Consider the following 25,859-nt stretch of genomic DNA (forward strand, 5'->3'; position numbering starts at 1 on the left):
AAGCACGCTCACGCTCAATAACAAGGCTGTCTGTTTCATTCTCCGCCCCTGCGCAGCCCGCTTTCCCACCATGTCCCACTGCGCAGCGCTATACAGCCTGTCATCCCGGTAACGTCACCAACACCGCTTGCCGGTTCTACGCAGCCATCAGGCTTTGACGGCACCGATAGCGTTATCGCTCAGAGCGCTGCTGAGAGAAATAAGCCAGCAGACGGGTCATCTTTTGCTGGGGTGAGGTGTAAGTCTCGTCAGTGACTTTACCTGTCCAGCGATCATCTGCTTCAGGATGAGGTCCGGTTAACACCACCGTCCCTTTTCCGTAGGCATAACGCGCCATCGCCACATCACCATTACGATAAAAGGCCACAGGGGTAAAACCGTCCTGCGGCTTATGGCCGACAAGATAAGGGCCATCCTGATAATAGAATGTCTCTTGTCTGCCATTCCACTTAACAGGAATCGTGTAATCACCCTCATCGGCGATCGGCGATCCCGGACGTCCTGCTTCGGAATCAAGCGGCGAGGCGATCAGCCCCAGCCAGTTACTGTCCGCCAGATAAGCACCCATGCACAGACCGAGGTAACCTTTACCATTGCGGACAAAATCGCGTAGGGCTTTTGCCCCCTCATCCCCCAGGGCTTCATAGGCCGCTGGAATATCCTGACCTCCGCCGGGCTGGATATAAAGATCAACCTGACGCAGGTTCTGAGCATTCAGTGTTTGTTTTTCGTTTTCGCCGATATAAGAAATGCTGAGCGGCATCGCGACGCCGTGTAGCGCTTTCATCACCATTTCTGAACAACCTTCACAGCCTGCCGCACCACGATAAATGGCGATTCTCAGTGGATGATTGTCCGCCAGGCTAAAGCCGGACGCGAGGCTCAAGGCAAGTAGCATCGCGGTTAACATCCCACGAGGATAGCGAACACGTTGTAATGCATTAAAAGCCGGGCGCATGATGCATTTCCTGTCATAGCGAGAAAGAACGCTTCCGTTGCGGCACCCACGGCGCGGCATAAGAAGAGAAGGTCAGCGCAGGCAGACTGGCTGGACGCGATAAAAATAGCGCATTTCAGTGTCCTTGAGCAACTGCTCAATTTTGGGTGACGATCATTCCTGGCCAACCCTTTCCCCGCAGAGAGCGTCCAGCAGAGCGCCGCCTTTGATGCCGTTGTTTCCTGGACTGCCCGCTTACTGGCCGTTATTGGCTATAACCCGAAGCGATGATTTTCGCTGCGCCCGCCAGAACCGCTTTGCGCGAAGCGGCATGTGGGTCGGGCTGGGTGTAATAGGTGACCAATACCAGCGGTGCATGATGCGGTGGCCAGATAACGGCGATATCGTTGGTGGTGCCGTAATCGCCGCTGCCGGTTTTATCCGCAACTGTCCAGTCAGCGGGCAGGCCGGCACGTAGGCTGTTCGCCCCTGTGGTGTTGCCTTTCATCCAGTCGCTCAGTTGCTGACGTTGCGCCGGTGCCAGCGCACTGCCCAGCACCAGCTTTTGCAGGCTTTGCATCATGGCAGCAGGCGATGTCGTATCGCGTTTATCACCCGGGATGGCGGTATTCAGATCCGGTTCTGTGCGATCGAGCCGAAAAGTGGTATCGCCAATGCTGCGCGCAAAATGGGTCACCTTCTGCGGACCGCCCAGCCGCGTCAGCAGTTTGTTCATCGCCGCATTGTCACTGTATTGCAGCGCAGCCGCGCTGAGTTCAGCCACCGTCATTGTGGCACCGACGTGTTTTTCAGTTATCGGATTGTAATTAACCAGATCGGTTTTGTGGATCGTGACGTTTTCATTAAGCAATCCGCTCGCGGTTTCACTCTTTTTCAGGATGGCCGCAACGGCGAAAACTTTGCTGGTGCTGCAGAGCGGAAAACGCGTGTTGCCACGATAGGTAAAAACGGCGCCATCGGCGGTGTCCGTCACTGCCACTCCCAGCCTTCCGCCTGCGGTCTGTTCCAACTGTTGAATATCGCGTTGCAACGCGGCGTCATCAAAGCTGGCCTGTGCGGCAAGCGGGGTCGCGAGCGCCAGCAGGATAACGGTAGGGCGTGCGCGTTGTGTGAATAGATTAATCATATAAAACCTCATCTGATAAATGTCCGCATCGCTGAGTGCCGTCTGCGGCCGGGAAGTGCATGGCGGTTTACCGCATCATTGCGCGGCAGGATGCAATAAGAAACAGACTGGCTGCCCCTCAATAAACTTATGTCGCTTTAAACGGCGTGACGCGTCAGGCCATTCAGCCCTGCAGTACGCTATTCCTCGATTTTGTTAAATCACGAGAGAGATGGTAGGGGATTTCAAAATGTCGACAAGCGAGATAATTTGAGTGGAGACTAAAGAATTTCTGGGGGTAAACGTGAAAAATGATGTACCGCTTAACGCGCTTCGGGCTTTCGAAGCCTCCGCCCGCCACCTGAATTTTACCCACGCGGGGCTGGAGCTGTTTGTCTCTCAGGCCGCCGTCAGCCAGCTGGTCAGGCTGCTGGAAGAACGACTGGGCGTCGTATTATTCCGTCGATTGCCGCGTGGTCTGGAGATGACGGATGAGTCGCGGCTGCTGTTTGCGGAAGTGTCAGCGGCCTTCACGCAGCTCGAAAGCGCCTGGCGTCGCTTTGAAGGTGGAGAATACCGCGAGGTGATGACGATCGCCTGTGTGGGTACCTTTGCGCTGGGCTGGCTGTTACCCCGACTTGAGGTGTTTCGTCAGCAGCACCCGGCGCTGGAGCTGAATGTGCGCACTAACAATAACGTGGTCAGCCTGGCGGGTGAAGGCGTGGACTATGCGATTCGGTTTGGCGCGGGTGCCTGGCCCGCCACACACAATGAGCGGCTGTTTACGGCACCGCTGACGGTGCTCTGTCGCCCGGACATCGCCAGCCTTCTGCAGCAGCCTGCCTGTTTGTTGCAGGAAAACCTGTTACGTTCCTATCGGGCTGATGAGTGGGACAGCTGGTTTACGGCGGCGGAAATGACACCACCCAGGATCACCGGCCCGGTATTTGACTCGTCACGTTTAATGGTTGAAGCCGCGATCCAGACCGGCGCTGTTGCTCTGGTGCCGGCGTGCATGTTTCAGCGTGAGCTGGATGCCGGCACGCTGGCCCGTCCTTTTACGCTTGAGATCGATGTCGGTGGCTACTGGTTAACCTGGCTCCGCTCAAAAAAGATGACGCCCTCGATGGAAATATTCCGTGAATGGATAGTGCAGCAGGCAAAAGGCGGTCATGAAGAGCCGGATCAGCCCGATGCAGGCGGCGCGCCTTAATGCTAAACGCCATCTGAGCAGCAGCATCGTGCTCAGGCGGCAAGGCGGCTCTGTATTCACTCATCGTGCAGAGAAAAAGCGTTAACGGCTACCCGCTATGACGGATGTAAAAAACAGCCTGTTCGGGATGATTCATTTCATCAGGCTATCGCTGTGTGGAAGCCTGCGGTGTTCAGTTTTTTCAGTTTCGTCACGCCCTCTGTTATTAAGAAACCAGATAATAAACTCACTGTTATTTTTCACGCCAAGCTTTTTCATTACGCGTTGTTTAATATAATATGCAGCGTGTACAGGGAGTGCCATCCAGCTTGCTATCTGTTTCATATCCATTCCCGTCATAAAAAACCACGTTAATGAAATCTCATCGACCGTTAAACAAACCTGTTGTCCGTCGTTATTTTTTATTTCCATGCTGTGCTCCTTTTCAACATACAGCTGTCTGATCAGGGCTCATCATAGCGCTGGGATGAAGTAATGGCATTTCACGTATTCTTTGCTTATCTTAAGTCTTTAATCTTCATTTAAATCAATTGATTACTCTTGTTTTCTGATCTGCCTGAGAAAGGTCAGGTTAAGCGAAGAACACATGACGCATCATGTCGCCGCTGCGCGCCAGTGCATCAGATATCGTGGGGCTTGTTGAGTCCGTGTGATATACAGACTACTCTGCGATTGCTTTTTATCGCGTTGGATCGAATGCGCGGCTGAGCCTTACGGCAATAAACACCTGCGCTTCTGGTGTTAATCCTGTTGGACAGATAACACCATTTGAATTTTGCGCAATAAACTTCTCTTTGGCTCGTTATGTATTATGCGGCTACTGTATTTGAATAAACAGGTAATGCTAAGGGAAGGGGAGCTAAAACGTAACGATTCCCGACCGGGTTTACATTATGTTATCGCCAGGGATTCAGGGCTATATATTTCAGAAAACAGGCGTGACAGGTAATTTAAATCCAGCCAGTAACAAAGAACTGAAAAAAACCGGGCGAGTCGTCAACAGAACCGCCTTATGTCTTGTTTTGCGCAGTACAGAACGTCAGCCAGAGACGTGTAAACCCGCCGAGTGCTTCTGCAGGGGATGGCAAAAAAGGGAGCCATCAATGAAAAAATGCCAGGCGTGCAGAAGGCAACAGGTGAAAGCATAACCTGAATGCGCAATCGTTAAGCGGCTGCGTAAAACCGACACCGTTTCGCTGTAACAAAATCTTCATCCACATCAACCGCTTCATATAAACCTCTGCCGTTTCACTTGATCAAACCCATCGATCGCGATTACTGTAAATATATACAGTTATTTTGAAGGGGAGGTGAGTATGGAATTTATCAGGCCAGCAAAAGTCAGTGCGCTGTTACCGCTGCCACTGTTTATGGAGCGGGTGCCATGTGGTTTTCCGTCACCGGCTCAGGACTATGTTGAGCAACGTCTTGATTTGAACAAGCTCATCGTTCAGCACCCCAGTTCGACCTACTTTGTACGGGTAAGCGGAGAGTCGATGACCGGCGCAGGCATCAACGACGGCGATATGCTGGTGGTGGACAGCGCGCTAAGAGCCTCGCATGGCGATATCGTGGTGGCGTCCGTGGACGGAGAATTTACCGTTAAGCGTCTTCAGCTTCAGCCCTGCCTGCAACTGATGCCGATGAACCGGCAGTTTAAACCGATTGCGATTAGCACGGAAGATGCGCTGGAAGTGTTTGGCGTGGTGACCTATGTGATCAAGTCGGTTTATTAATCATGTTTGCGCTGGTGGATGTGAACAATTTTTATGCCTCCTGTGAGACGGTGTTTCGCCCCGATCTCAAAGGAAAGCCCATCATTGTGCTGTCTAACAACGACGGCTGTGTGATTGCGCGTAATGCAGAGGCAAAAGCGCTGGGCATTACCATGGCTGTGCCGTTCTTCAAAATGAGAGAGATTATTGCCCGCCACAACGTACAGGTCTTTAGCTCCAACTACGCGCTTTATGCGGATATGAGCACCAGAGTAATGACGTTGCTGGAGGAAATGGCCCCGTCGGTGGAAATCTACTCGATTGACGAGGCTTTTCTGGATTTAACGGGCGTCAGCCATTGCATGTCGCTCGACACGTTGGGCCACGAGATCAAAACCCGGATAAAAAAAGAAGTTCATCTCAACGTCTGTGTCGGCATAGCCCCCACCAAAACGCTGGCGAAGCTGGCGAATTTTGCCGCTAAAAAATGGGCAAACTACACCAAGGGTGTTGTCGATCTGTCCGATCCTGTGCGTCGGCAAAAACTGCTGGTGAAGGTGCCCGTTGCGGATGTCTGGGGCGTAGGTCGACGGCTCAGCCAGCGGCTTGAGGAAATGGGCATAACCTCGGCCGCGGACCTGGCGCGTCAGCGCCCCAGCCTGATTCGTAAGAACTTCAGCGTGGTGCTGGAGCGCACGGTCAGAGAATTATGTGGCGAACCCTGTCAGGATTTAGAGGCGCTCGAACCCACCAAACAACAGATCATGTGCTCACGTTCCTTCAGCAGCCGCCTCTCAGACTATGCCCAGGTGCGTGAGGCGGTCTGTACCTATGCCGAACGTGCCGCCGAAAAACTGCGTAAAGAAAACCAGTACTGCAGACAAATCGGGGTATTTCTGCGCACCAGTCCGCATGCACCCGGCGAAAATTTTTACGGTAATCAGGCGACAGGGCAACTCCTGACGCCGTCCCACGATACGCGCGATATTATTCGGGTGGCGACCGAGATGCTCGACTATATCTGGATAGAAGGACACCGCTATATCAAGGCCGGCATAGTCCTGAGCGATTTCTTCGATCATGGCGTGACGCAGTTGGATATGTTCGACGAGCGTTCGGTTAACCCAGGCCGTAACGATCTGATGCAGGTGATCGATCGGATTCATAAAGAGGGCAAAGGAAAGATGTGGTTTGCCGGGCAGGGCACGGAAAAACGCTGGGCCATGAAGCGCGAGATGTTGTCGCCTTGTTATACCACAAGGTATTCAGACCTCCTTATCGTAAAATAACCTTTTACATCATCATATTATGATTTTTCATGACGCAAGGTGCACACGGATGCCCGCTCAGTCATTTGTTGAAATCCAGTTTGTCCTCAACATAATCTTGTATCTGAAAAAGTGCAGTTAGCATGAAACCAGTACGCAGACGTCAATGCTCGCGGCTCACCCGGCATCTCGCACACCTCAATCCGAAGATTCTCTTTGAACTGAGCCACCGGCTTCATTTTTTTTTAGGTGAAGGTTCCGCGTTTTACCTGAAAGAAGGACTGTTCCGGTAATGCCTGTTAGCGCGATAAGCGAACTCATCCCAGCAAAAGCAACCATCAGTCCCCCAGCTGCGAGCAGCCCGGAAAGAAGGCCAGAAAGGGCTTCAGCAGTGTTTGCCAGTGTAGAGAACGTGCCGAATGTCTTACCTGTATTCTCCGCCGGGGACAACGTCTGTATAACTGTCACAAGCGCAATATCTACAAAGGCACCGCTGATCCCAAGTATAAATGCGAGAGGAAGAAGAAAATTCAAGGAATACAGAGCGGTAAGTGACATTACAAATAAAAGCATACCGTACAAGAACCAGTACCGCATTACTCTCTCGGGTGAAGCCTGCTTTAAAAACCGACCATAGATAAGTCCACCAGTGATCGTGCCTGCGGCCATGAGAGAAAAGATCCAACTGGTTATCAGTTCCCCCTGTCCGTGACTGACTGTCATCGCAGGAATTATAAAACGCAGAACCGATCCGGTGAACAGGATGCAGACGGAAGAGCACAGTATGGTGATGAATAGCCCACGGGTGTCATAATAAAGGCCCTGTATACAGGACCAGGTTTCCTTATAAACATTTTTGATCCTGAAAGCCGATATTTTTACCGCTACCGTTTCAGAAAATGTGAAGAGGAAAATAATCGATACAGCATAGGTCAAGTGTTAAAGAGCAGGACCCATGATTTATCCGAGAATGTGAGTATGAAGGAACAAATAAGAGGGCCTGCCACCGAAGCCGTTTCTTCGGCTACCTGCGATATACCATTAGCACCGGCAAGCCTTGATGCATCAACGGTTCTGGGCACAGCGGTCTGATAGCTTGGCTGGAAGATACTGCGGCCAATGGTTGTCAGAACAGAAGCCACGATAAGGACGGTGATACTGACCGAACCATTCAGGCTGCATATGAAAAGAAGAAGCGACACAATAAGACGCAGCCATTCGCTGAGTAAGAGGTTATGTTTAAGGCGATAATTATCTGCCATCCAGCCTCCAACCGGGCCGAAGAACAGAAAGGGAATAAACCGGAAAAAGTAAACGAAACCGGTAAGCAGATAATCATGATGTGTGCTCTCCAGCACGATAAATACGAAAACCACTTCGTATGCATAATCGCCTGTCTTTGACATAAAAAGCGAGGCGAGAAGGGTTCGGAAATTCTTAATCTTCAGCCAGTTCATGACAGTCCATTCCCATACTGAAACGCGAAGCGCCCAGCGCAGAAACGCCCTCCGCCAGTTCGGTAATTCTGACGTTCCTGAGTGCGCCATTTGAGCTGGTACGGGCGATAAAGGATGAAGCAAAGTTGAGCGCGATCCCCATACCGATACACATATGCATCCCGGTTCCGAAAGAAAGTGGTTTCTCTTTTCGACCCGGAATGAACTGGAAAGGCTCATCAAAAACCCCGGCATCGAAATTAGCCAGCGCGGTATAGAACATAACCCTGTCACCCTTTCGTAGATTCAGCCCTCTGAAGCTCAGATCCTGAGACATCACTCTTCCTACGGAGAGAACGGGGCTGTAAAAACGCGAGGCCTCAACCACTATGTCGCGGACATTATCTGCATTTACTCTCAGACTGAAGTGAGATATGGCCCAGAGCGTGGCCACAATGAGCTGCATGGTCGTCTGATGCGCAGCAATATAGGCGATAGCTCTGTCTGACGCCTGAACATCGGTGCAGGGATCACAGCCAGAAGTCATGCCTCTGCAGGCTTCAAAAACGGCCATAAAGGAATGCGCAATGTCGACAAAATGTTCCTTTCCCTTTACTCTGCCGTCGAAAAGCATACCCACATTATACGCATGATCCGACAAGTGGCGGGCAGGTTCTAACCCGACAAGCATGGCCGCAAGCGTGTTATTGAGGTTGATAAGATCATGCTCATCAAGGTATTTCTTTTCCCTGATCTGCAAAAGTGACCTTTCAATCATCTCGTCGCAGGGCAATTTTTTGAAATTTTGATGAATAAGCCGGACCACATCACTTTTACAATCGTCCCGAAAAATCAGTGACTGATTAATAAGTAACATAAAACGTTCAATGATCGCCTTTTCTTGCTGAAATATGCTGAGGGGAACAAGCATTCTGTTCTTGGTAACATAATGGCTGTTCAGCAGTTCTGAACAGCCAGCATAATCATAAATAACCCAGTGTTAATCACCTGTCAGCAATTTCATATATAATAAAAAATTAATAAAAGTTAACTTTGCATTTACATTGTTGTGATAATGATCGCGAAAAACTTAATGAAAATTATCTATTAATGCGTTGGTTTTGATTGGAAAAATATATCTGAAATATTTCGCCTAAAAAAATAATAATATTTATAGTTATTTAATCACAGGATGAAATTACTTAAACATATATCACCCTGATGTCTTGATGCTGGCATTAAAATTTTTTTAGCATGGCTACAGCTTCCTTACCCGGCGTCGAAAACTGCACCCAGTGATGCGCCGTCACGTCAAGTGCGAAAACTTTCGTATATCCCTCTGTCAATTTCAGGATTTTGTGGCCCATCAGGCTCTGTAGCGGCTTCAGCGGAATCCCCGCATAAAGCATGTGCATGTAGCTGTGCCGGAAGGTGTGCGGCGTCACAGGAACGGAGAACGTCACGCCGCCTTCCGTTGCGGCCGCTACTGCACAAAGGGATGGGATAGCGTCAGGGTGAAATCTGCACGGTTCAGGGCAAATGCTTCATTAATACGTGCCCGGTGTTCCACATCGTGGTCAGCAGCTTCTCTCAAACTATGCCCAGGTGCGTGAGCCGGTCTGTACCTGGGCCGAACGTGCCGCCGAAAAACTGCATAAAGAAAACCAGTACTGCAGACAAATCGGAGGACATCTGCGCACCAGCCCGCATCAGCGATTTTCCCGTGGTGAAATGATGGAACCAGCCAGGTTGAGATCGAGGTTGAGGGCAGGGCAGACAACGGAATGCTCTCATAAAGGGTTCGTTTTGTGCTGGCGCGCTGCTTAAACCTGACTTTCTGGTCTAGGATGAAACAGGTATTCATTCGCCCTTAAGGAGAACATTGTCATGTCAGAACTTAGTAAATCTCCGGTGGCAGATCAGGCTGAACATAATGCCTTTTTCCCATCAGCCTACTCTCTTGACCAGTTCACCAGCCCTAAATCCGATCTGAGCGATGCCGGGTACGCGCAACCGCACACAGGGAATAAAAAAATTCTGGTCATCTGTGCCGACGAACGCTATCTGCCGTTGGATAACGACACGCTGTTTTCAACCGGGAATCACCCGATTGAAACGTTGCTGCCTATGTACCACCTGTATCAGGCCGGCTTTCAGTTTGACGTTGCCACGCTGTCTGGACAAATGGTGAAGTTTGAACACTGGGCAATGCCACAACAGGATGAAGTGGTTGTGGGATTTTATAACCACTGCCTGTCGCTGTTCCGTTCGCCTTTGACGTTAAGTGACGTTGTAACCTCACTCACGCCCCATTCCGACTATGCCGGTGTGTTTATTCCGGGCGGGCACGGTGCATTGATTGGACTGCCCGAAAGTGAAGCGGTGGCAGAGGTTATCCGCTGGACGCTGGCAAACGATCGCCATCTGATTTCGCTGTGCCATGGCCCGGCGGCGTTCCTGGCGCTGGACAAAGGTGAAAATCCCCTTAACGGCTATGCAATCTGCGCGTTCCCGGACTCAGCCGATAAGCAAACCCCCGATATGGGTTATATGCCAGGGCACCTGACCTGGTATTTTGGCGAGAAGCTCCAGGCGATGGGATTAACGCTGGTTAACAGTGATATCAAAGGTACTGTGCATAAAGATCGCCGCGTACTGACCGGTGACAGCCCGTTTGCCGCGAATGTCTTAGGTAAACTGGCCGCAGAGGAATTGTTAAACGCTAACCGCTAAAAGCTAAAAGGTTCGTACCCCTGTCCCGCGCCCGGCGTGGTCCAGGCCAGGCTTCTGCATTCGGGCCGGGATTCGGGGTGTACTTGTGATCCACGACTGAGATACAATCACCCGCGCATATCGTTTTCGGCCGAGCCGAAGATGCCGCCTTTCAAATTGGTCGTCATGAACAGCCAAATCGCTACAGCGTATCAACACAAAGAACGAGGTCGGCCCAGAGAGTTCAATATGGAACAGGCTCTGGACCAGGCGATGATTGTGTTTCGGCAAAAGGGATATCATGCCGCATCGCTAGCCGATTTGGGTAAAGCAATGAACCTCTCTGTGGGAAGTATCTATAAAGCTTTCCAGGATAAGCGCTCCTTGTTTCTACTGGTCTTTCAGCGCTATATCGCCGTTCGCAATGAGGATTTGCGCGGACGACTGGCCCGATTTTCTACCGGCCGCGCGAAGTTAACCGAGCTGTTACAGTTTTATCTGGATTCCTCCCGGGCGACAGAAGGGCGAACAGGTTGTCTGGTGGTAGGCAGCGCCATTGAGTTACAGGTGCTGGACGCAGAGCTGTCGCAGCTGGTTGCGCAGGTCATCAACCGTAACAAGCAATTTTTGATGGCGTTATTGCAGGAAGGGCAGCACGATGGCTCGATCTCAGCCAGTCTGGATGTTGAGACGGCAGCAGGCCTGATTTTGCGCATCGCATTTGGTATGCGCGTCACGGGCAAGGTCGCCGATGTAACCGATGAGCAAGCGACTATTGCGCTGGCCCTGAAAATACTGGATTAACATTTGTCTATTTAGGAAGCGAATGTTTCCTAAATTTTGACACAACGCTGACCGTGACTGCACAACATGCGGCGCGTTGACTGGGCGGCCGAACACACGCCGTCGCGATAAATTGATGATATTAAATGAAAAGTAAGGTTCGAGGAAAAGGCGTGAAACAAGACAGGACAGAGATTGGTGAAGAGATACACGCGCTGTTAGGCAGGATTGTGTCAGGTATTCTCCAGCCCGGAGAAGCGGTGACAGTACAGGAAATTATTAGCGCCCTGCATCAGCAAAGTGTTCTAACGGAGTGCGAAAAAACCAGGCTGACCTGTGAACAGGCTATCCGCATCCTGGCGCATAAACTTCACTAGCGGATAGCAATGACGGGCAGGACGTTTCCTGCATAGCAGTAACAGCAGTAACAGCAGTAACAGCAGTAACAGCAGTAACAGCAGTAACAGCAGTAACAGCAGTAACAGCAGTAACAGCAGTAACAGCAGTAACAGCAGCTATGCCGCGACTGCTCTGACAAAGACCAACCCGCCTGAATAACGGCAGCCCGTTGCCGCATCACCGCCCAAAGAGCAATCCAATCAGTTCACGACACAGACGCTCTTCTTCCTCACTTGCCGACAGCTCAAGGCGGCGCAGCAGCTTAGTGCAGATAGCTTTACGATTCACGTTCTGGCCTGCACGTAAAATATCAACCACGATCTGCCCCAGCATTTCTTGCTGTGAAGGCAGGCTGGCCGCAGCAAAATAACGGGAGATATCGTCGGCGCTCTGAGGTAGGCGATGGTTGTGTTGCATAGGTGCTCTCGCAGTGGTCCAAAAATAGTCAGTTGAAAGTTGCGTAAAGTTATACAATAAAATAAAACTTGTACAGATATTTCGGTGGGAAATTGTGCGGGAGGTAACAGGATGCAAGTGAAGTACGTCAAAGCAGGTGATCGGCAACAAAACGCGCCAGGAGCGGATGATGATTGCGCGGACGCAGAGCGCGCCCGCGCAGAGGGATAACCGACTGACCTGCTGAGTTAATGCTCGGTCAAATTGGCGGGCACCTGGCCGGTAACAACCATCCAGCTGAGTTCTGCCCGTTCCCGTGTCGCGACGTTAATAAAGCTTTTCAGCCATTTACGGGCATCTGCAATCTGAATAACCCGCTCGTCGTCGATTTCATTGTCCGCCATGATGCTTAGCTGACGGATCAACGAAACCACAGTTATCTCCTCATCCTGTAGTGCCAGGTTCACCGCAGCTTCACCAATAATCTTATGACCGGTAGCTTCATCGTGAAAATACATATGCAACTCCTGAGTGAGTGAGAATGTCGTCGACCCAGTAATTAGTTTAGTAAAAGAAATGCATAACGAAAGTGTTATTTCATTAGGCGTTACCTATCAAATAAACCTGCATAAAAAGTGAACTTTGCGATAAGCAGGCTAACCTCCTCAAAAGGAAGGGAAAAACGCATATAAAGCGGTTTTACGGTAAAAGATTGAAGTGATTAAACCACTAGATATGTATTTATTGGCCTGAAATTAAGATAGGTACTTGACGAAAATGGACTGATATCGCGCCATTATTATGACTTTTTCAGCGGAATAACAGCGATACCGCGGCGAGAAAAGGGCCAATAACATCAAGAAATATCACGCGGGTGATTAAAAAAGCGCTCTGTCTGATACGGGAGCCAGGGCAACGGGCTTCACACAGCGGCAGGGCGGCCTGTGCAACAGCTTACCTTTATCTGTGCCACACAAAATCCTGCAAACAATAAATGGATTTGCGATTGTCGCCTGTGGATTAACGGTTAAAACAGAAGGTCTTTAAGAAAGGGGCAGGGCAGATGGGAAATAAAAATGCCGCCCTGGGTGGGCGGCAATGATATTAGTGGGGGACTTCAGAGACAGCTTTCACGTCTGTTTTATTGATCTGCTGTTTCACACCGTTAGCATCGGTGTAACCCAGTAAACCGGCATCCGATTCAGAGGGTTTGCCATCGCTAATAATCGTACGGCCATCGTTAGTATGAATAGCATAACTGGTACGTGTGCAACCGGTTAATGCGGCCATGCCGATCAAAACTGCCAGCGGTAAAATCAGAGTCTTCTTCATATTATTCACCTTATATCCATGATGGAATTAATTAGTTATTAAGTTCACTCATATTGCTGATCTGATCGCGATTGATTTGTTCGGTTTTGCCTGTCTGTGCGTCGCGATAGGAAACCAGTCCGGTATCGCTGTCAATTTGAGGCTTACCATCGGTCACTATGGTGCGGCCGTCTGAAGTCTTAATGGATTGATTTGAAGAGCAACCCACTAATGTTGCCAGTGAAAGGGCAAGCAAAACGGCAGCTGAGAAGGATTTAGTATGCATTTCATCTCCTTGAAGTGGACCTTGAATTAAACAGCATAGTCGCTTTTGAGATTTTTGCAGGCGTAAAAGCGAAACAGCGCAAATTACCGGATGGAAAGCGCGAATCGCTAAATCAGTTCAATAACGAACCATGTTTCTCAGAAAATTCACATTTATCCCCTGTCGTTAGGTATTTTACCTGACGCCCTATAACCTCGTTTGCAGGTTAACTCAAAAAAGGAATCGATAATGAAATGGCAAACGGGTGCAGTTGCAGCGTTATTAATGGGCTCAGTCAGTGCGTATGCAGCAGAATCAACCAGTATGAAAAATCCGCTGAGTGTTCATGTATTAAACCTGGAATCTGGCACGCCAACCCCGGGTATTTCCGTTGACCTCGAACATAAAGAGCAGGGCAAATGGGTAAAACTCGCCTCGGGTGTCACCGATAAAAACGGCAGAATTAGCGCACTGTTTCCAGATGATAAGAAAGTTGAAACAGGAGATTACAAAGTCGTCTTTAAAACAGGCGATTATTATCAGAAAGTGCAGCACAAGTCATTTTTTCCGGAAATTCCGGTGATATTCCATATGGACAGTAGCGAGCCGCATTACCATATTCCGTTACTGCTGAGTCCTTACGGCTATTCCACCTATCGCGGTAATTAACAGCGCCCGGCAGCGCCCTGATAACCTCCGCTGCCGGCACGTTTTACCTCATCTCGCGTCAGCAACACGCGCTGGCTGACCGCTTAACCGCAGCCCTGCTTGTATGGTCATAAAGCCTGTTTAGACGGACTCATTGAATAACGATCAGAAGCGATATGTCACCAGCAGGCTTCCGGTGGGCGATGTTTTTCGTTGCACAATCGGGCTATTGCGCGCATCCCCCGTCAACTGCGTAACGCCTGCTGCGGCAACCACGCTCCAGTCCTCATTGAACTTATGTGTCCAGTCAAGATTCATCGACCAGGCGTAAACTCCCGCTCCGGCATCATATCGGGTAAACCTTGATGCGGCTGATTGGGATGCACTGACTCCGTAGTAAGTCTGCATGTATTTGTCCGTCCCCCAACTGCCGGTCAGCGCCAGCGTTACGGTATTATTCGGTGAGGTATAAAGCGGGCTATTAATGCCAAAATGCAGTGCCGCGCCATTGTTTCGTTCAGAAAATGGCACTTCAGCCTGCAATTGCAAATTAAGCCAGTCGGCCACCCGGTATCCCAGGCCAAACACACCGAGAGCCGAGCCTTTGACGTCGCCCATACCACGCAAATAGTCGCTGCCGTCGCTCAGCGAGTCGCTGTCCACGTCGTGATCCTTCCGACCTGCGCGATAGCTCAGCGCAGCGTTGTAATCGAATTTGCCGATGTTATTGCCGTAACCGATGCCCCGCGTGGAGCTGGCGAAGAAACCATTTGCCATTGTGTAATCCAGCACCATGGCGGTCGTGACGCGGCTTTTATCCGAACCAGAATAGCGTGGCGTCACGTTCGCGCCGCCTCCCAGAGTCAACGCGTTGTCCTGATTCTGTGCTGCCGCCAGTATCGGGGTTGCCAGTAACGCCAGGACGGTGCCCGGCAACATTTTTTTCAGGCTGCGCCCCGGGAGTGAAAAGGGGAACTTATGACGCAGTATGTTATTTCTCATTAAAGAAGTCCTCGTGGATTCAAATGATTACGATACAAGCGGGTTGTAAACGCCAGAACGCGCATTTTGCAGGCGCCCGCTAAAGTTCTCATGAGCCCAAAATGAAGAAAGGGTGAAGCAACCACAGAGGCGGCAAAGCTGATAGATTTCCTGATACCGTTTTTTTCTTCAGACGTTCTTCATTCACTGTTGATACCGTAACCATTGTGAAAATACTCCTAATCGAAGACGACCTGGATCTCGGCAACGGCGTACGTATTGCCCTTGCAGATCAAGGATTTGATGTTATATGGGTTCGCCGCAAAGAGGATGCGCTGCATCAGCTTGATGTCTGCGTGCCTGAACTTGTGTTGCTCGACCTCGGATTACCCGACGGCGATGGCATGAGCCTGATGGCGTACTTGCGTCAGCAGCTCAAGGGTATTCCCGTCATCATCCTGACGGCGCGAGGCACACTGCACGATCGCCTTTGCGGGCTGGACGCGGGTGCAGACGACTATCTCGTCAAACCGTTTGTTCTCGCCGAGTTGTTGGCGAGGGTGAGAGCGCTTGCGCGCCGCAGTTATGGTTTTCAGAACGAGGCGATAGAACTGCGCGGATTATCGCTTTATGTGCCCACACGACGCGTGACCGTGAATGCACAGCATATTGAGTTGACGGCAAGTGAATACGCGCTGCTTGAAACGTTGATGTTGCGCACTGACCGCGTGCTTACTCGAAGTTTTCTGGAAGAAAGGATCTTCGGCGCAAAAGAAAATATGAGTAATGCGCTCGATGTGCATATGGGGAATTTGCGTCGCAAAATCGGCGACGGCTATGTGCGAACGGTGAGGGGCGTTGGGTATGTCATTGATACCGTACCCATTCAGAAGGGGGCAGGTTGATGCGAAATGTCTGGCGCCTTCTGAGAACCCCAACGTTCGTACGGCGAATTATGGTAGCGCAAATGCTATTGCTCACCCTGCTCTGGTGTCTTTTTCTGACTTACGTTTTGTGGGAGGACTTGCGTAGCCCGCCAATATTAACGGGCAGCAAGACGTACGAAACCATTTTTACTGTGGTTAAGAATATGGACGATCGCCCGCAGGCGCGAACGCATGTGCTGGCTGCATTAAGTAAGGCAGTGCGGGAAAATTATGGCGGCGGTGAAGATCCAAAACTCTCAATCAGCCTTATCGTACGCAAGAATAAAGAGATAGTTTATGCCTCTGATGGTGCGCCAGCGGGCGTGATAAACAGCCGTTATGGAAAAATTGAGCGTGTTGAGAGTGATGGTCGCGCCTGGACCAGCCGTACCTTAAAGTCCGGGAACGCCGACACAGAGGTCACGCTTATCACCCCTGCTGGAGGCTGGAATTTCTTTATCTACCTGAACTCGCGCGGCTACTACGTGATGCCGCTGCTGGTATGCATTCCGTTTCTTTTGTTTCCTGCGTGGCTGTCAATCCGCATTGCCATGCGCCCATGGAATAAGGTGGTAAATGAAGTGTCCTTACGCACGCCGGACGATCTCTCGCCCTTAAAAGCAGTGCCAAAGCACAGGGAGCTTCGCCTGATGGTTGACGCTGTTAATGGATTTCTTGCCAGAGTGCGGGAAAGCACTGAACGGGAACGCGTTTTCATTGCCGATGCCGCTCACGAGCTGCGTACCCCCCTGGCGGCGATGCGAATCAATGTTGAGGCGTTGCAGTCTTATGTGAGCAGTGACAGCCAAAAAGAGTTGCTTGCAGGCATTATTCGCAGTAACAGCCGTGCGGCTCGTCTGGTCAATCAGTTGCTGCTGATGATGCACAGCGAAGCGCGCATTGACACGGTTATGGAGCCTTTGCAGATGACAACGCTCATACAAGAACGCATGGCCGGGCTGGCACCGCTCGCGGCGGAACGCAGGATTGAACTTGAATTCTACGCCGAAGAGGAAATCTGGGTGACTGGCGTCAGGGAGCGGTTGATGTCGCTTATCGATAACGTAGTTGAAAATGCAGTGAAGTACAGCCCCGGGGGCGGGAGGGTTGAGGTGGAGTTACGATCCTTAGACCAATCCACGCAGTTACGTGTTTCAGATGCAGGGCCTGGCATTCCCGTTGAATTGAGGGAGCGCGTATTCGACAGATTTTTTCGTGATCCCAATCAGATGCAAAGCGGAAGTGGGCTGGGGCTTGCCATCGTCAAAGCCGTTGCACAGCAACACAACAGCAGCGTACGCCTCAGTACGTCGGAAGAAGGTGGGCTGATGGTTTCGGTTAATTTCCCAAATCACAAATCCGCCTGAAAGCAAACACCATCTTGATCCGCGCCGGCGCAAGGCATTTACCTGAATGATGGAGTTAAAAGTGAAATACGTTGCTCTGACAAGTCTGTTATTTTCGCTCTCACTCAGCGGGTGTGCTATTACAGTCAGCGAACTAAAAAGCAGCCAATCCTCTTTTGACGGCAGTTTCGTGAGCAACGCAGGGTCTTCTGATACTTATCGAACCATAAGGCTCATGGCAAGGCAGTGCCTCGAATATGAGGCATATTCAGGAAATCCGGTAATCGTATTAAGCGAGTTTGATGGTGAGCGCAGAAAAGGGGAGATTAATCAGAAGTTTCTTTCACAGGGACTGTTGATTAACAACACGCTAATTGAGATCGAAAGCCCGGAGGGTGACCACGCGCAGGTCAGCCTGTATACAACCAAGAACCTCCTGAGCACGGGTATCCGGTCGCCAAAGATAAGTGATATCAAGCGCTGGGCTGACGGCGATAAAACGTGCTAGCGCGACGCTGTGAAGCATCCCTGTGATATGACTTGCGCCATATTGATTAACACACCGCAACGTTAACTAATACCTTCATCAGAGGTGAGAGCCACTGCGAACGTCCGCTTTTCGCTCTCAGCGGACATCGTTCTTCGGGCCGGTCCGCTCAGTGCCAGAGGAAGGCATTGTAGGTTCAGAAACAAGCAAATAAATACTATTGCTTAAGGCATAATACTACGTGGCTAAAGAGATAGTATGGAAATCTGGATTGATGAGTAACAATGAGTTTTATTTCGGTCATGAACTGACTGTTTTCCTTGACTGCCATTTTCATTCAGACTCATCCCGACTGGTGCTTCATTTACATAACGTAAAGTACCTGTCAGCGCATTTTAGAAAATGCAACAATGTAATCACCTCAATTACGAAAAATGCACTTCTGCAATTTAAAAGAAAAATATTGTTTACTATCACATCTTCTTTATTGACTGCGAGGAAATGGCTCCCTGATAAAAGGAATTTCAAGACAGGCAATACATTGCCAAGGGAAGAAAAAACTAATAATTTCTTAAGGATTCAATTTTCTGCTCCCATAAATAAAAAAACGATTAACTACTTGTAATTAAAGGGTAATTATTCTCAATGATAATTAAAGATTAGATGGTGAATGATTGGTGAAGTAATGATTAGCGCGCATGTTACTAAAATAAAAAACACTAAGTGTGACTGAAATCAAATAATCACAACATTTAAGCTGGATTTAGAAAAATAAACATGGAAATTAAATTACTCATGCCGATATTAGATGATAACTCTGAGGAAATTAAGTGCTCGGAGTATTAGCCAACACAGGGATTCCTTTATGAAAAATATAAAAAAAGTACCTAATTTGAAAATAGGCGGAAAATTATTTCTGGGCTTTCTGCTGGTTATACTGGCTGCGGCAGTCATCTCAACACTGGCATTTCGCTGTTTTTTACAAATTCGCGAAAACTCTGCCAAGCGTGATATTACTGTAGAGATGCTTGACTCGCTTGCGAAAGCAAGGCTAAACCGTACACTTTTTCAATACACCGGTGATGAAAAATTCATCACACTAAACAAAGAGGCCATGACCCAGCTATCGTCTCTGAAAAATAAGCTTGATGAGTTCACCTGGTCTACAGCAGGAAGTGAGAAGCTATCCAGTCTTGAGTTTTTTTTCAATAAATACAATCACATACGCGAGGGTTTTCTTTCAAACGCCAGTCAGTCAGCCCTGTCATTAGATGAGTTAAAAGCACTGAGCTTTGCCCAAATGGCGGACAAACTTAGTCTACGGCAGGCATCAGTACCTGCAGAGTCTGTTACGGCATTAATTTCTCTCAGCCTTAAACTAAGTCAGGCGGCATTATCTGTTGAAGAATTGATTGAAGCACCGGTCGCTTCCTCGCTGGATAAATTCAGCGAAATCAAGAACGAACTCCCTCGGTTGATTAACAGCCTTAAGGGCGTTTCTGATACTGAAGTCACCGAATTATTGGTGGCTGTTGAGAAAAAAGCCTCATTGAGCATCCCCCTTCTAAACAACTATCTTCTTGCAGTGAAGGCGGAAAAACTGGCTTCAGATGAAATGACAGCAGTCGCGGGAAAACTCGACACGGCGATGAAAGATTTGGCTTTCTTTCAGACGCAGATGGCTGCTACGTTCATCAACACGGCACTCTGGCAGATTGGTTTCACCACGCTCACTTGTATTATTCTCAGCCTGCTGGTCGCCTGGAGAATGACCCGCAGCATCACCGTACCACTCAGAGAGACGCTTTCCTCAGCACAACGTATAGCTGAGGGTGACCTGACCTCAGAAATCACCAGCACCCGAGGCGATGAGCTGGGACAACTGATGACTGCGGTAGGTACCATGAACCATAGCCTTCGCAACATCATTGTCCGGGTAAGGGACGGAGTGAACGGAGTGGCCCGTGCATCTTCTGAGATTGCCGCAGGTAATACTGACCTCTCATCTCGCACAGAACAGCAGTCTGCAGCCGTTGTGGAGACAGCTGCCAGCATGGAGGAGCTGACATCAACCGTAAAACAGAACGCAGAAAACGCACATCATGCCAGCCAGCTGGCAACTGAAGCCTCTTTAAACGCCAGCCGCGGAGGAGAAATCATCAGCGATGTTATTTCCACTATGGGAAAAATTAACCATAGCTCGGGAAGGATTGGTGAAATTATTACCGTCATTAATGGCATCGCATTTCAGACTAATATCCTGGCACTTAATGCCGCAGTTGAGGCAGCGCGCGCTGGTGAGCAGGGGCGGGGCTTCGCCGTTGTGGCAGGAGAGGTAAGAAATCTGGCTCAGCGAAGCTCGCTTGCAGCAAAAGAAATAGAAACGCTAATCCGCGAGTCCCTTGACAGAGTTAATGACGGCACTGAGCTGGTTAATCGTGCCGGCGGTACGATGGAAGACATCGTCCGGTCCGTATCGCAGGTCAGGGACATTATGAGCGAAATTGCCGCTGCTTCTGATGAACAAGACCGGGGAATTAGCCAGATTGCACAGGCGATGACCGAGATGGACACCACAACACAGCAGAATGCTGCACTGGTTGAGGAGTCTTCTGCAGCGGCGAGCAGTCTGGAAGAGCAGGCACTTGAACTTGAAAAAACGGTTTCCATATTCCGTTTGCCGTCTTCCGGGTCACTGATACCAACCAGAATGCCGGTAATTACAGGCCGTTCGCTGGCTCCGGCGTCAGCCAGACCATCATCTTCCAACTGGGAAACATTTTAGCATTTAGCATATATGCGGCTTTATAAACCTGTCAGGTGCTTTGAAAACTGCACCTGGCATACCGCTCAACTCGTTAAGGCCTGCCAGAAGTTATCTGTGAGTGATTACAAAAACTTCCAGGCAGTCTACATTTTTACTGGCGAAACGCCGTAAGTTTTTTGATGATTATGATTCTGCTATTCGCACAAAAATTAAATGATAAACTCAATAAGCTTTTCTGCTATAAAATTTGGGATAATGGAAAACAGAATTTGTAAATTCGGTAATTATTTTGAGTAAAATATTCTTTAAAAGAGGCAAGAGTGGCTTCTGGACAGTCACCACTTTTCGTTCCTGACGGGCAATAATCAAATACTTCACACCTCCGGGAGTTTGATTATGGTCGCACAACTCTGAAACGCTGAGTCGTCAGAGGATGATTTCTTTCCATGTTCACCCATGACTTATCTGCACCTTCTTTAGTGAATCCACCTCGCTGCGGAAAGCGCAGAAAGCACGGCACTATTTAGGATGAGCGATAAAACCCTGTGCCATGCGGCGTTACGACTATCGCACGGTTTACCGGAATTAGATGGACCAGCATCGTGCCCATCATCGCTGAATCTGCTCTGCATCAGCCCAGTTACTCATATGGCTCGGTATTTGGTTACAGGCGGAACTCCTTTATGACGCTATGCAAATACGATGCTGGATTAAGATTGTGTAGACTGCCGAAGGGCCAGCCTGACAAGAGGCGCTGACCCTGATTTAGCTTATAAGCACTGCCCACACTTGTGAGGCCGGACTTTTTTTTAGCGTAGAATCAACTTCTGTATTCTGTTGCTATACAATTCGAGGCATCTAAACAGCACGACCTCGCCCGATATCAGCTTGGTGATAGTACAGCTCAAAAGGTCATCTTTGTAACGTAAGTAATTCTTTCTCTAAGCGGTCAAGACATCCCGAGTTTATGTCTGCAGGAGATGTTGCACCTGTCAGTGTCATCGTCACTTTCATATCTTCAGCATACAGCCGTAGTAAATGTTCTACTCCTTCTTCTCCGGCTGCGGCAAGAGCATAAATGTACGCACGCCCCAGTAAAACTCCTTTCGCCCCAAGAGCAAGCATGCGGATAACGTCAACGCCAGACCGAATACCAGAGTCCACTAATACGGTGAGATCGTCTCCAACGGCATCTGCCACACGAGGCAGAGCTCTTGCTGTTGGAACTGCGCCATCCAACTGCCTTCCGCCGTGATTAGAAACGACAATACCATCAGCGCCAAGCCTTACTGCATTACGTGCATCCTCAGGCTCAAGAATTCCCTTAATGATTAGGTTCCCTTGCCAGCTTTCGCGAATCCACTCCAGATCTTTCCAGGTGATAGATGGATCAAAATTGCTGCTGATGAATCCCATATAGTCGGCCATCTTCATCTTATGCCTGGTATAAGCCTCAATATTACCAAAAGACAGGGGACGGCCTCTCAGCCCGACATCCAGAGCCCATCGAGGGTGAATGCACGCCTGTACATATTGCCTAAGCGTCGACATCGGTCCAGACATTCCGGAACGTTTGTCACGGTATCTGGAGCCAGGTATGGGCATATCTACAGTAAACACGAGAGTCTTCATACCTGCGGCCCACGAACGCTCAAGCGCATTGCGCATGTATCCGCGATCCTTAAGCACATAAAGCTGCGACCAGAGTTCTCCAGATGCATGGCTCGCAACTTCTTCAATAGAACAAACTGATACGGTAGAAAGCGTATAGGGAATACCTGTTTTAGATGCAGCCCGAGCTGCCTTGACTTCCCCACGACGGGCATACATGCCAGTAGCTCCAACAGGACCTAATGCTATGGGTAAGGACCATGATGACCCAAGTATTTTGGTGGACAGATTAGTTTCACCGACTCCACAAAGAACCCGCTGGCGAAGAGCTACGGATGACAGTTCATAAGCATTGGCATTCATTGTATTTTCTGCCACAGCCCCACCATCAATGTAATCAAAGAGAAATCGTGGGATGCGCATACGTGCAGCTTCACGATAATCAGCGGGCGATGAAACTATCATTTTATCTTTTCCTTATTTAATAGAATCAGGTAAATGGTCTGAATACAGAAAAACTATATGCTTCGTAAAACCTTTACAGAAATGAATTTTTAGAACCGAAATCATGCCTTTTAGGAATGCCTTGAGTTTGAATCTGATTATTTTTCCGGCGATACATAAGAAGACGTATTCAATGAATTTATCAGTGCTTACGGGGGGGAGCTTCTCGTCCGAGAGTGCAACACCCAACATCAAGGGTGGGATTTGATTACGTTCCGGGCACTACTACAGCATCAGGGAGGACATATGGTGTTCGAAAGTGGCCCTGAGTGAAATGCACACTCCATTGTGATGATCTGACATATTCCTCGAAACTTAACATACTCCGGCTTAAGTATTCCCACATTAATGTTCAGAATATCTACTGACTCCTGCTGTATACATATTGAAAATCTTATCTGCAGGAGGTCTATTCCGAGTGTTTTTAGACGAATGACCAGCCTCCTGAAAGTTACCATATGTTCATATTAGTTCGGCATCACAGAAGTAATGACAAACGCGAATTTCCTCTTTTCGCTCATAGCAGACATCGGTCTGTTGATGAGTTCGCTCCGTGCCAGAAGCGGAAATTAACCTCAAATCAACCAGCAAAAGTGCTATTAACCCCTCTCCATGAAGCTTTTTTTTAAGCTTGAGTTATTAATTCAAAGCAGTTGTTGAGGCCAGTTGTGCAAGATTTTTAATGTTTACTCAAAATTTGGCTGGCTTATATCAAATTCCCGGCGGGCGCAATGGAACGTGATGAGTTTGACTTAATTGCAGTGGGACGAGCTCTCATTAGCAACTCTGACTGGGTTAAAAAAATACGTGAGGGAAATGTCGGCATGTTAAAAGGTTTTGATGCAGCAATGCTCAGAGAATTGGTTTAAACATTCTCAGGCTATTTATACTTACCGTATCTATGCCAAAATTTTCTAAATTGATAACATAAATACTTATGTCTAAGTTCTTCAGATAAATAGCTGAAGAAGCGGAACCACTAAATAGTGCAACTATATTGATAGTGTGTGATAACGAAGCGCATGAAATTCTGAAATAGGCGCTGACTGTCACACACTTTTTTAAAATCTGTCACTCATGTCAGGCTGACTTAGTTTCAGACGATTATCGCATGTTACTGCTGGTTCTGTAGTTGGCAAATGTCCGTTTCTCGCTCATAGCGGACCTTCAGCTCAGTCAGCATGTCCGCTCTGTGCCAGAAGCGGACATGGAAAATGATTTTTAGCCAATCCAGGATCAAAAGTTAAACCTCGCATTAGCCGGATGTTGTCAATAAAACGGCGATGTTTGTTCAGCAAATTTCAGCAGTGCCTCGCCATCAAGACGATAGCGTACCCATTCAGATTGCGGCAACGCGCCAATACTAAGGTAAAAATCAATGGCTGGCTGGTTCCAGTCAAGTACACTCCATTTCAGTCGGCCACACTGTCGTTTGACAGCTGATTGCGCAATATTTTTCAACAGTGCCTTTCCCGCGCCTTTTCCCCGATAATCAGGAGTAATGTATAAATCCTCCATATAAATACCGTTACGTCCAAGCCAGGTGGAATAACGGGTGAAGAAAACGGCATACCCTATAGTTTTACCTTTACTTTCACAGATTAACGCTTCGGTTTTACTGCCTGCACTAAACAGTGTTTCCCGGATCTCATCTGGTGTGGTGACCACTTCTTCTGGCGCCTTTTCATACATAGCCAGTTCATAGATCATATCGTAAATTGCTGTTGCATCTTCCGGGCGGGCTGGGCGAATCGTGATACTCATTAGTTTTCCTGTGACCTTTGGATAGTATCGATATTGATGGTGCCAAGCATAAGCATTATTGTTTAAGGAATTAAGTGCAATGAAATCACTAAATGGTGAATATTATGCATTCAGCGCTAAGACGTCTTGATCTAAACCTTCTGCCAATTTTTGACGCGATTTATCGCCACCGTTCAGTTCGCCTGGCTGCGGATGAATTGGCAATGAGCACATCGGCAATGAGTCATGCGCTTTCACGGCTACGCATCACGCTTAATGACCCATTATTTTTTCGAGAAGGTCACCGTATGTGTCCCAGCGTGTATGCCGTCCAGCTTGCGCCTTCTATCGCGTCAACGCTGAACGACCTCAATCAGCAACTGACTCCGCAGCCAAAATTTGAAGTCTCAACGAGCACAGCGCGTTTTCAGATCGCGATAACAGATTTTACCGCGCTCTGTGTTTTCCCTGCCCTGATGCATAAATTGCAGCAGGAAGCGCCCAGTCTGCACTTTGAGTTAGTCTATTTGCCACATAGTCCGGCGCTGACAGAGCTGCTGGCGGGCGAAGTAGGCCTGGCGCTTGGGTTCAGCACACCAGATGAGATTCGACATCCCGAACTGGAAGAACTTACCTGGTTCGAAGATGAATATGTCGTCATTAGTAACAAAAACCGAACGCAGCTTACGCTGGAAGATTATCTCGCTGCCCGGCACTTGATTGTGACGCCCTGGAATGAAAAGCGAAGTGTTCTGGATCTACAGCTTGAGTCGATGGGTTATATACGGCAAATAGCGATTAAAACGCCATCCATGCTCAGCGCGCCCTTTATTGTTGCGGAAAGCGACCTGCTGATGGCTATTCCCCGTCTCGCCGCAGAGAAACTGCTCCCGGTGACCTGCTCCCCGTTCGAGATACCCTCCTTTGAAGTGAAGATTTATTCGCATAAAAGGAGCGGTAAAAGAGATGCAACTAACTGGCTTAAGTCGGTATTTAAACAGCTGGCGAAAGAGGTTAACTTAGTACAATGAATGCGAAAAATCGTAATTATAAGTCTTCTTAATTATTATTACGTTGAAGTAGTTGCAGATTACAAAGACTGAAAGTCCGCTTTTCGCTTACAGCGGACATTCATCACCTGTAATCACTTCACGTCTTTAAACACTCTCCTTGGCTGACATTAAACACAACTGCTCACCCGGCAGGGCGGCGGTGCTTTCACCCCCCGTTCTTCCTCATTCTGCCGACTTGTTTAAAAACTTTTGCTGATGCCCAGGCTATCATC

General features: G+C 48.9%; 27 protein-coding genes and 1 pseudogene. 14 read left to right on the top strand and 14 right to left on the bottom strand.

Annotated elements, in window-relative coordinates:
• Positions 1–172: 172 nt before the first annotated feature.
• Complete coding sequence (locus A6A26_RS14765; protein WP_063879423.1) at positions 173–958, bottom strand: BPL-N domain-containing protein; 786 nt, start codon at positions 956–958, stop codon at positions 173–175.
• 244 nt (positions 959–1,202) lie between these two features.
• Positions 1,203–2,084, bottom strand: coding sequence for a class A beta-lactamase (gene bla, locus A6A26_RS14770; protein WP_082875188.1), 882 nt, complete (start codon positions 2,082–2,084; stop codon positions 1,203–1,205).
• A 283-nt stretch (positions 2,085–2,367) separates the two neighbouring features.
• Here bla and A6A26_RS14775 point away from each other — a divergent pair, with 283 nt between their 5' ends.
• Entirely contained in the window at positions 2,368–3,276 is a 909-nt protein-coding gene (locus tag A6A26_RS14775; RefSeq protein ID WP_063879425.1) for a LysR family transcriptional regulator, read from the top strand.
• Between the two features lie 132 nt (positions 3,277–3,408).
• Here the strand turns inward: A6A26_RS14775 and A6A26_RS25755 are convergent, their stop codons facing one another.
• Positions 3,409–3,687, bottom strand: coding sequence for a helix-turn-helix transcriptional regulator (locus tag A6A26_RS25755; protein WP_063879426.1), 279 nt, complete (start codon positions 3,685–3,687; stop codon positions 3,409–3,411).
• Between the two features lie 905 nt (positions 3,688–4,592).
• Here A6A26_RS25755 and umuD point away from each other — a divergent pair.
• Together umuD and umuC are read left to right on the top strand one after the other, a co-directional pair.
• The gene (umuD, locus tag A6A26_RS14785; protein WP_063879427.1) at positions 4,593–5,012 is read left to right on the top strand and encodes a translesion error-prone DNA polymerase V autoproteolytic subunit; all 420 of its coding nucleotides are present in this window, start codon (positions 4,593–4,595) and stop codon (positions 5,010–5,012) included.
• 2 nt (positions 5,013–5,014) lie between these two features.
• Positions 5,015–6,280, top strand: a complete 1,266-nt coding sequence (gene umuC / locus A6A26_RS14790; protein ID WP_063879428.1) for a translesion error-prone DNA polymerase V subunit UmuC — start codon at positions 5,015–5,017, stop codon at positions 6,278–6,280.
• 177 nt (positions 6,281–6,457) lie between these two features.
• On the opposite strand, the gene A6A26_RS25820 is transcribed toward umuC, so the two are convergent.
• The 4 genes and pseudogenes from A6A26_RS25820 to A6A26_RS24870 form a co-directional block, all read right to left on the bottom strand.
• Positions 6,458–7,195, bottom strand: coding sequence for an MFS transporter (locus A6A26_RS25820; protein ID WP_216639863.1), 738 nt, complete (start codon positions 7,193–7,195; stop codon positions 6,458–6,460).
• A complete protein-coding gene (locus tag A6A26_RS25825; RefSeq protein ID WP_216639864.1) occupies positions 7,192–7,716 on the bottom strand; it encodes an MFS transporter in 525 nt (174 codons plus the stop codon). Before A6A26_RS25825 ends, A6A26_RS25820 begins: the two co-directional genes overlap by 4 nt.
• Positions 7,697–8,626 (bottom strand): cytochrome P450, encoded by a 930-nt coding sequence (locus A6A26_RS25230; RefSeq protein WP_082875189.1) that lies wholly within the window; start codon positions 8,624–8,626, stop codon positions 7,697–7,699. The genes A6A26_RS25825 and A6A26_RS25230 overlap by 20 nt, the downstream gene beginning before the upstream one ends.
• A 307-nt stretch (positions 8,627–8,933) precedes the next feature.
• Positions 8,934–9,185: pseudogene (locus tag A6A26_RS24870) on the bottom strand (tyrosine-type recombinase/integrase); the annotation flags it as partial.
• A gap of 64 nt (positions 9,186–9,249) precedes the next feature.
• Here A6A26_RS24870 and A6A26_RS26310 point away from each other — a divergent pair.
• The 4 genes from A6A26_RS26310 (at position 9,250) to A6A26_RS14815 (ending at position 11,567) form a co-directional block, all read left to right on the top strand.
• A complete protein-coding gene (locus A6A26_RS26310) occupies positions 9,250–9,522 on the top strand; it encodes a DinB/UmuC family translesion DNA polymerase (RefSeq protein WP_371559366.1) in 273 nt (90 codons plus the stop codon).
• Positions 9,523–9,582: 60 nt separating this feature from the next.
• Complete coding sequence (gene hchA, locus A6A26_RS14805) at positions 9,583–10,428, top strand: glyoxalase III HchA (RefSeq protein ID WP_063879429.1); 846 nt, start codon at positions 9,583–9,585, stop codon at positions 10,426–10,428.
• A gap of 141 nt (positions 10,429–10,569) precedes the next feature.
• Positions 10,570–11,211 (top strand): TetR/AcrR family transcriptional regulator, encoded by a 642-nt coding sequence (locus tag A6A26_RS14810; protein WP_063879430.1) that lies wholly within the window; start codon positions 10,570–10,572, stop codon positions 11,209–11,211.
• A 152-nt stretch (positions 11,212–11,363) separates the two neighbouring features.
• Positions 11,364–11,567 (top strand): hypothetical protein, encoded by a 204-nt coding sequence (locus A6A26_RS14815; protein WP_063879431.1) that lies wholly within the window; start codon positions 11,364–11,366, stop codon positions 11,565–11,567.
• Between the two features lie 199 nt (positions 11,568–11,766).
• On the opposite strand, the gene ycgZ is transcribed toward A6A26_RS14815, so the two are convergent.
• The 4 genes from ycgZ to A6A26_RS14835 form a co-directional block, all read right to left on the bottom strand.
• Positions 11,767–12,006, bottom strand: coding sequence for a regulatory protein YcgZ (gene ycgZ / locus A6A26_RS14820; protein WP_063879432.1), 240 nt, complete (start codon positions 12,004–12,006; stop codon positions 11,767–11,769).
• Between the two features lie 227 nt (positions 12,007–12,233).
• Entirely contained in the window at positions 12,234–12,503 is a 270-nt protein-coding gene (locus tag A6A26_RS14825) for a hypothetical protein (protein ID WP_063879433.1), read from the bottom strand.
• A 586-nt stretch (positions 12,504–13,089) separates the two neighbouring features.
• Positions 13,090–13,317, bottom strand: a complete 228-nt coding sequence (locus A6A26_RS14830; protein WP_063879434.1) for a YgdI/YgdR family lipoprotein — start codon at positions 13,315–13,317, stop codon at positions 13,090–13,092.
• A gap of 31 nt (positions 13,318–13,348) precedes the next feature.
• A complete protein-coding gene (locus A6A26_RS14835; protein WP_063879435.1) occupies positions 13,349–13,582 on the bottom strand; it encodes a YgdI/YgdR family lipoprotein in 234 nt (77 codons plus the stop codon).
• Positions 13,583–13,810: 228 nt separating this feature from the next.
• Here A6A26_RS14835 and uraH point away from each other — a divergent pair, with 228 nt between their 5' ends.
• Positions 13,811–14,230, top strand: a complete 420-nt coding sequence (gene uraH / locus A6A26_RS14840) for a hydroxyisourate hydrolase (protein ID WP_063879436.1) — start codon at positions 13,811–13,813, stop codon at positions 14,228–14,230.
• Between the two features lie 144 nt (positions 14,231–14,374).
• Here uraH and A6A26_RS14845 read toward each other — a convergent pair whose 3' ends face one another.
• Positions 14,375–15,211, bottom strand: a complete 837-nt coding sequence (locus tag A6A26_RS14845) for a MipA/OmpV family protein (protein ID WP_063879437.1) — start codon at positions 15,209–15,211, stop codon at positions 14,375–14,377.
• A gap of 206 nt (positions 15,212–15,417) precedes the next feature.
• Here A6A26_RS14845 and A6A26_RS14850 point away from each other — a divergent pair, with 206 nt between their 5' ends.
• The 4 genes from A6A26_RS14850 (at position 15,418) to A6A26_RS14865 (ending at position 20,734) form a co-directional block, all read left to right on the top strand.
• Positions 15,418–16,095, top strand: coding sequence for a response regulator (locus A6A26_RS14850; protein ID WP_063879438.1), 678 nt, complete (start codon positions 15,418–15,420; stop codon positions 16,093–16,095).
• Positions 16,095–17,483: a sensor histidine kinase gene (locus A6A26_RS14855; RefSeq protein ID WP_063879439.1), complete on the top strand. Its 1,389-nt coding sequence runs from the start codon at positions 16,095–16,097 to the stop codon at positions 17,481–17,483. The genes A6A26_RS14850 and A6A26_RS14855 overlap by 1 nt, the downstream gene beginning before the upstream one ends.
• A 49-nt stretch (positions 17,484–17,532) precedes the next feature.
• A complete protein-coding gene (locus tag A6A26_RS14860; protein ID WP_371560324.1) occupies positions 17,533–17,970 on the top strand; it encodes a hypothetical protein in 438 nt (145 codons plus the stop codon).
• Positions 17,971–18,814: 844 nt separating this feature from the next.
• Positions 18,815–20,734 (top strand): methyl-accepting chemotaxis protein, encoded by a 1,920-nt coding sequence (locus tag A6A26_RS14865; protein WP_063879441.1) that lies wholly within the window; start codon positions 18,815–18,817, stop codon positions 20,732–20,734.
• An 894-nt stretch (positions 20,735–21,628) separates the two neighbouring features.
• Here A6A26_RS14865 and lldD read toward each other — a convergent pair.
• Positions 21,629–22,792, bottom strand: a complete 1,164-nt coding sequence (lldD, locus tag A6A26_RS14870; protein WP_063879442.1) for an FMN-dependent L-lactate dehydrogenase LldD — start codon at positions 22,790–22,792, stop codon at positions 21,629–21,631.
• 770 nt (positions 22,793–23,562) lie between these two features.
• On the opposite strand from lldD, the gene A6A26_RS25545 reads away from it, so the two are divergent.
• Positions 23,563–23,700 carry a hypothetical protein gene (locus A6A26_RS25545; protein ID WP_156506670.1) on the top strand — a complete coding sequence of 46 codons (138 nt, stop codon included), beginning with the start codon at positions 23,563–23,565 and terminating at the stop codon, positions 23,698–23,700.
• Positions 23,701–24,100: 400 nt separating this feature from the next.
• On the opposite strand, the gene A6A26_RS14880 is transcribed toward A6A26_RS25545, so the two are convergent.
• On the bottom strand, positions 24,101–24,595 hold the full coding sequence (locus A6A26_RS14880; RefSeq protein ID WP_063879444.1) for a GNAT family N-acetyltransferase: 495 nt from the start codon (positions 24,593–24,595) through the stop codon (positions 24,101–24,103).
• A 92-nt stretch (positions 24,596–24,687) separates the two neighbouring features.
• Here A6A26_RS14880 and A6A26_RS14885 point away from each other — a divergent pair, with 92 nt between their 5' ends.
• Positions 24,688–25,605, top strand: coding sequence for a LysR family transcriptional regulator (locus A6A26_RS14885; RefSeq protein ID WP_063879445.1), 918 nt, complete (start codon positions 24,688–24,690; stop codon positions 25,603–25,605).
• Positions 25,606–25,859 lie beyond the last annotated feature (254 nt).

Source organism: Pantoea sp. OXWO6B1, assembly GCF_001641135.1.
In the GTDB taxonomy this organism is placed as follows: Bacteria; Pseudomonadota; Gammaproteobacteria; order Enterobacterales; family Enterobacteriaceae; genus Pantoea; species Pantoea allii.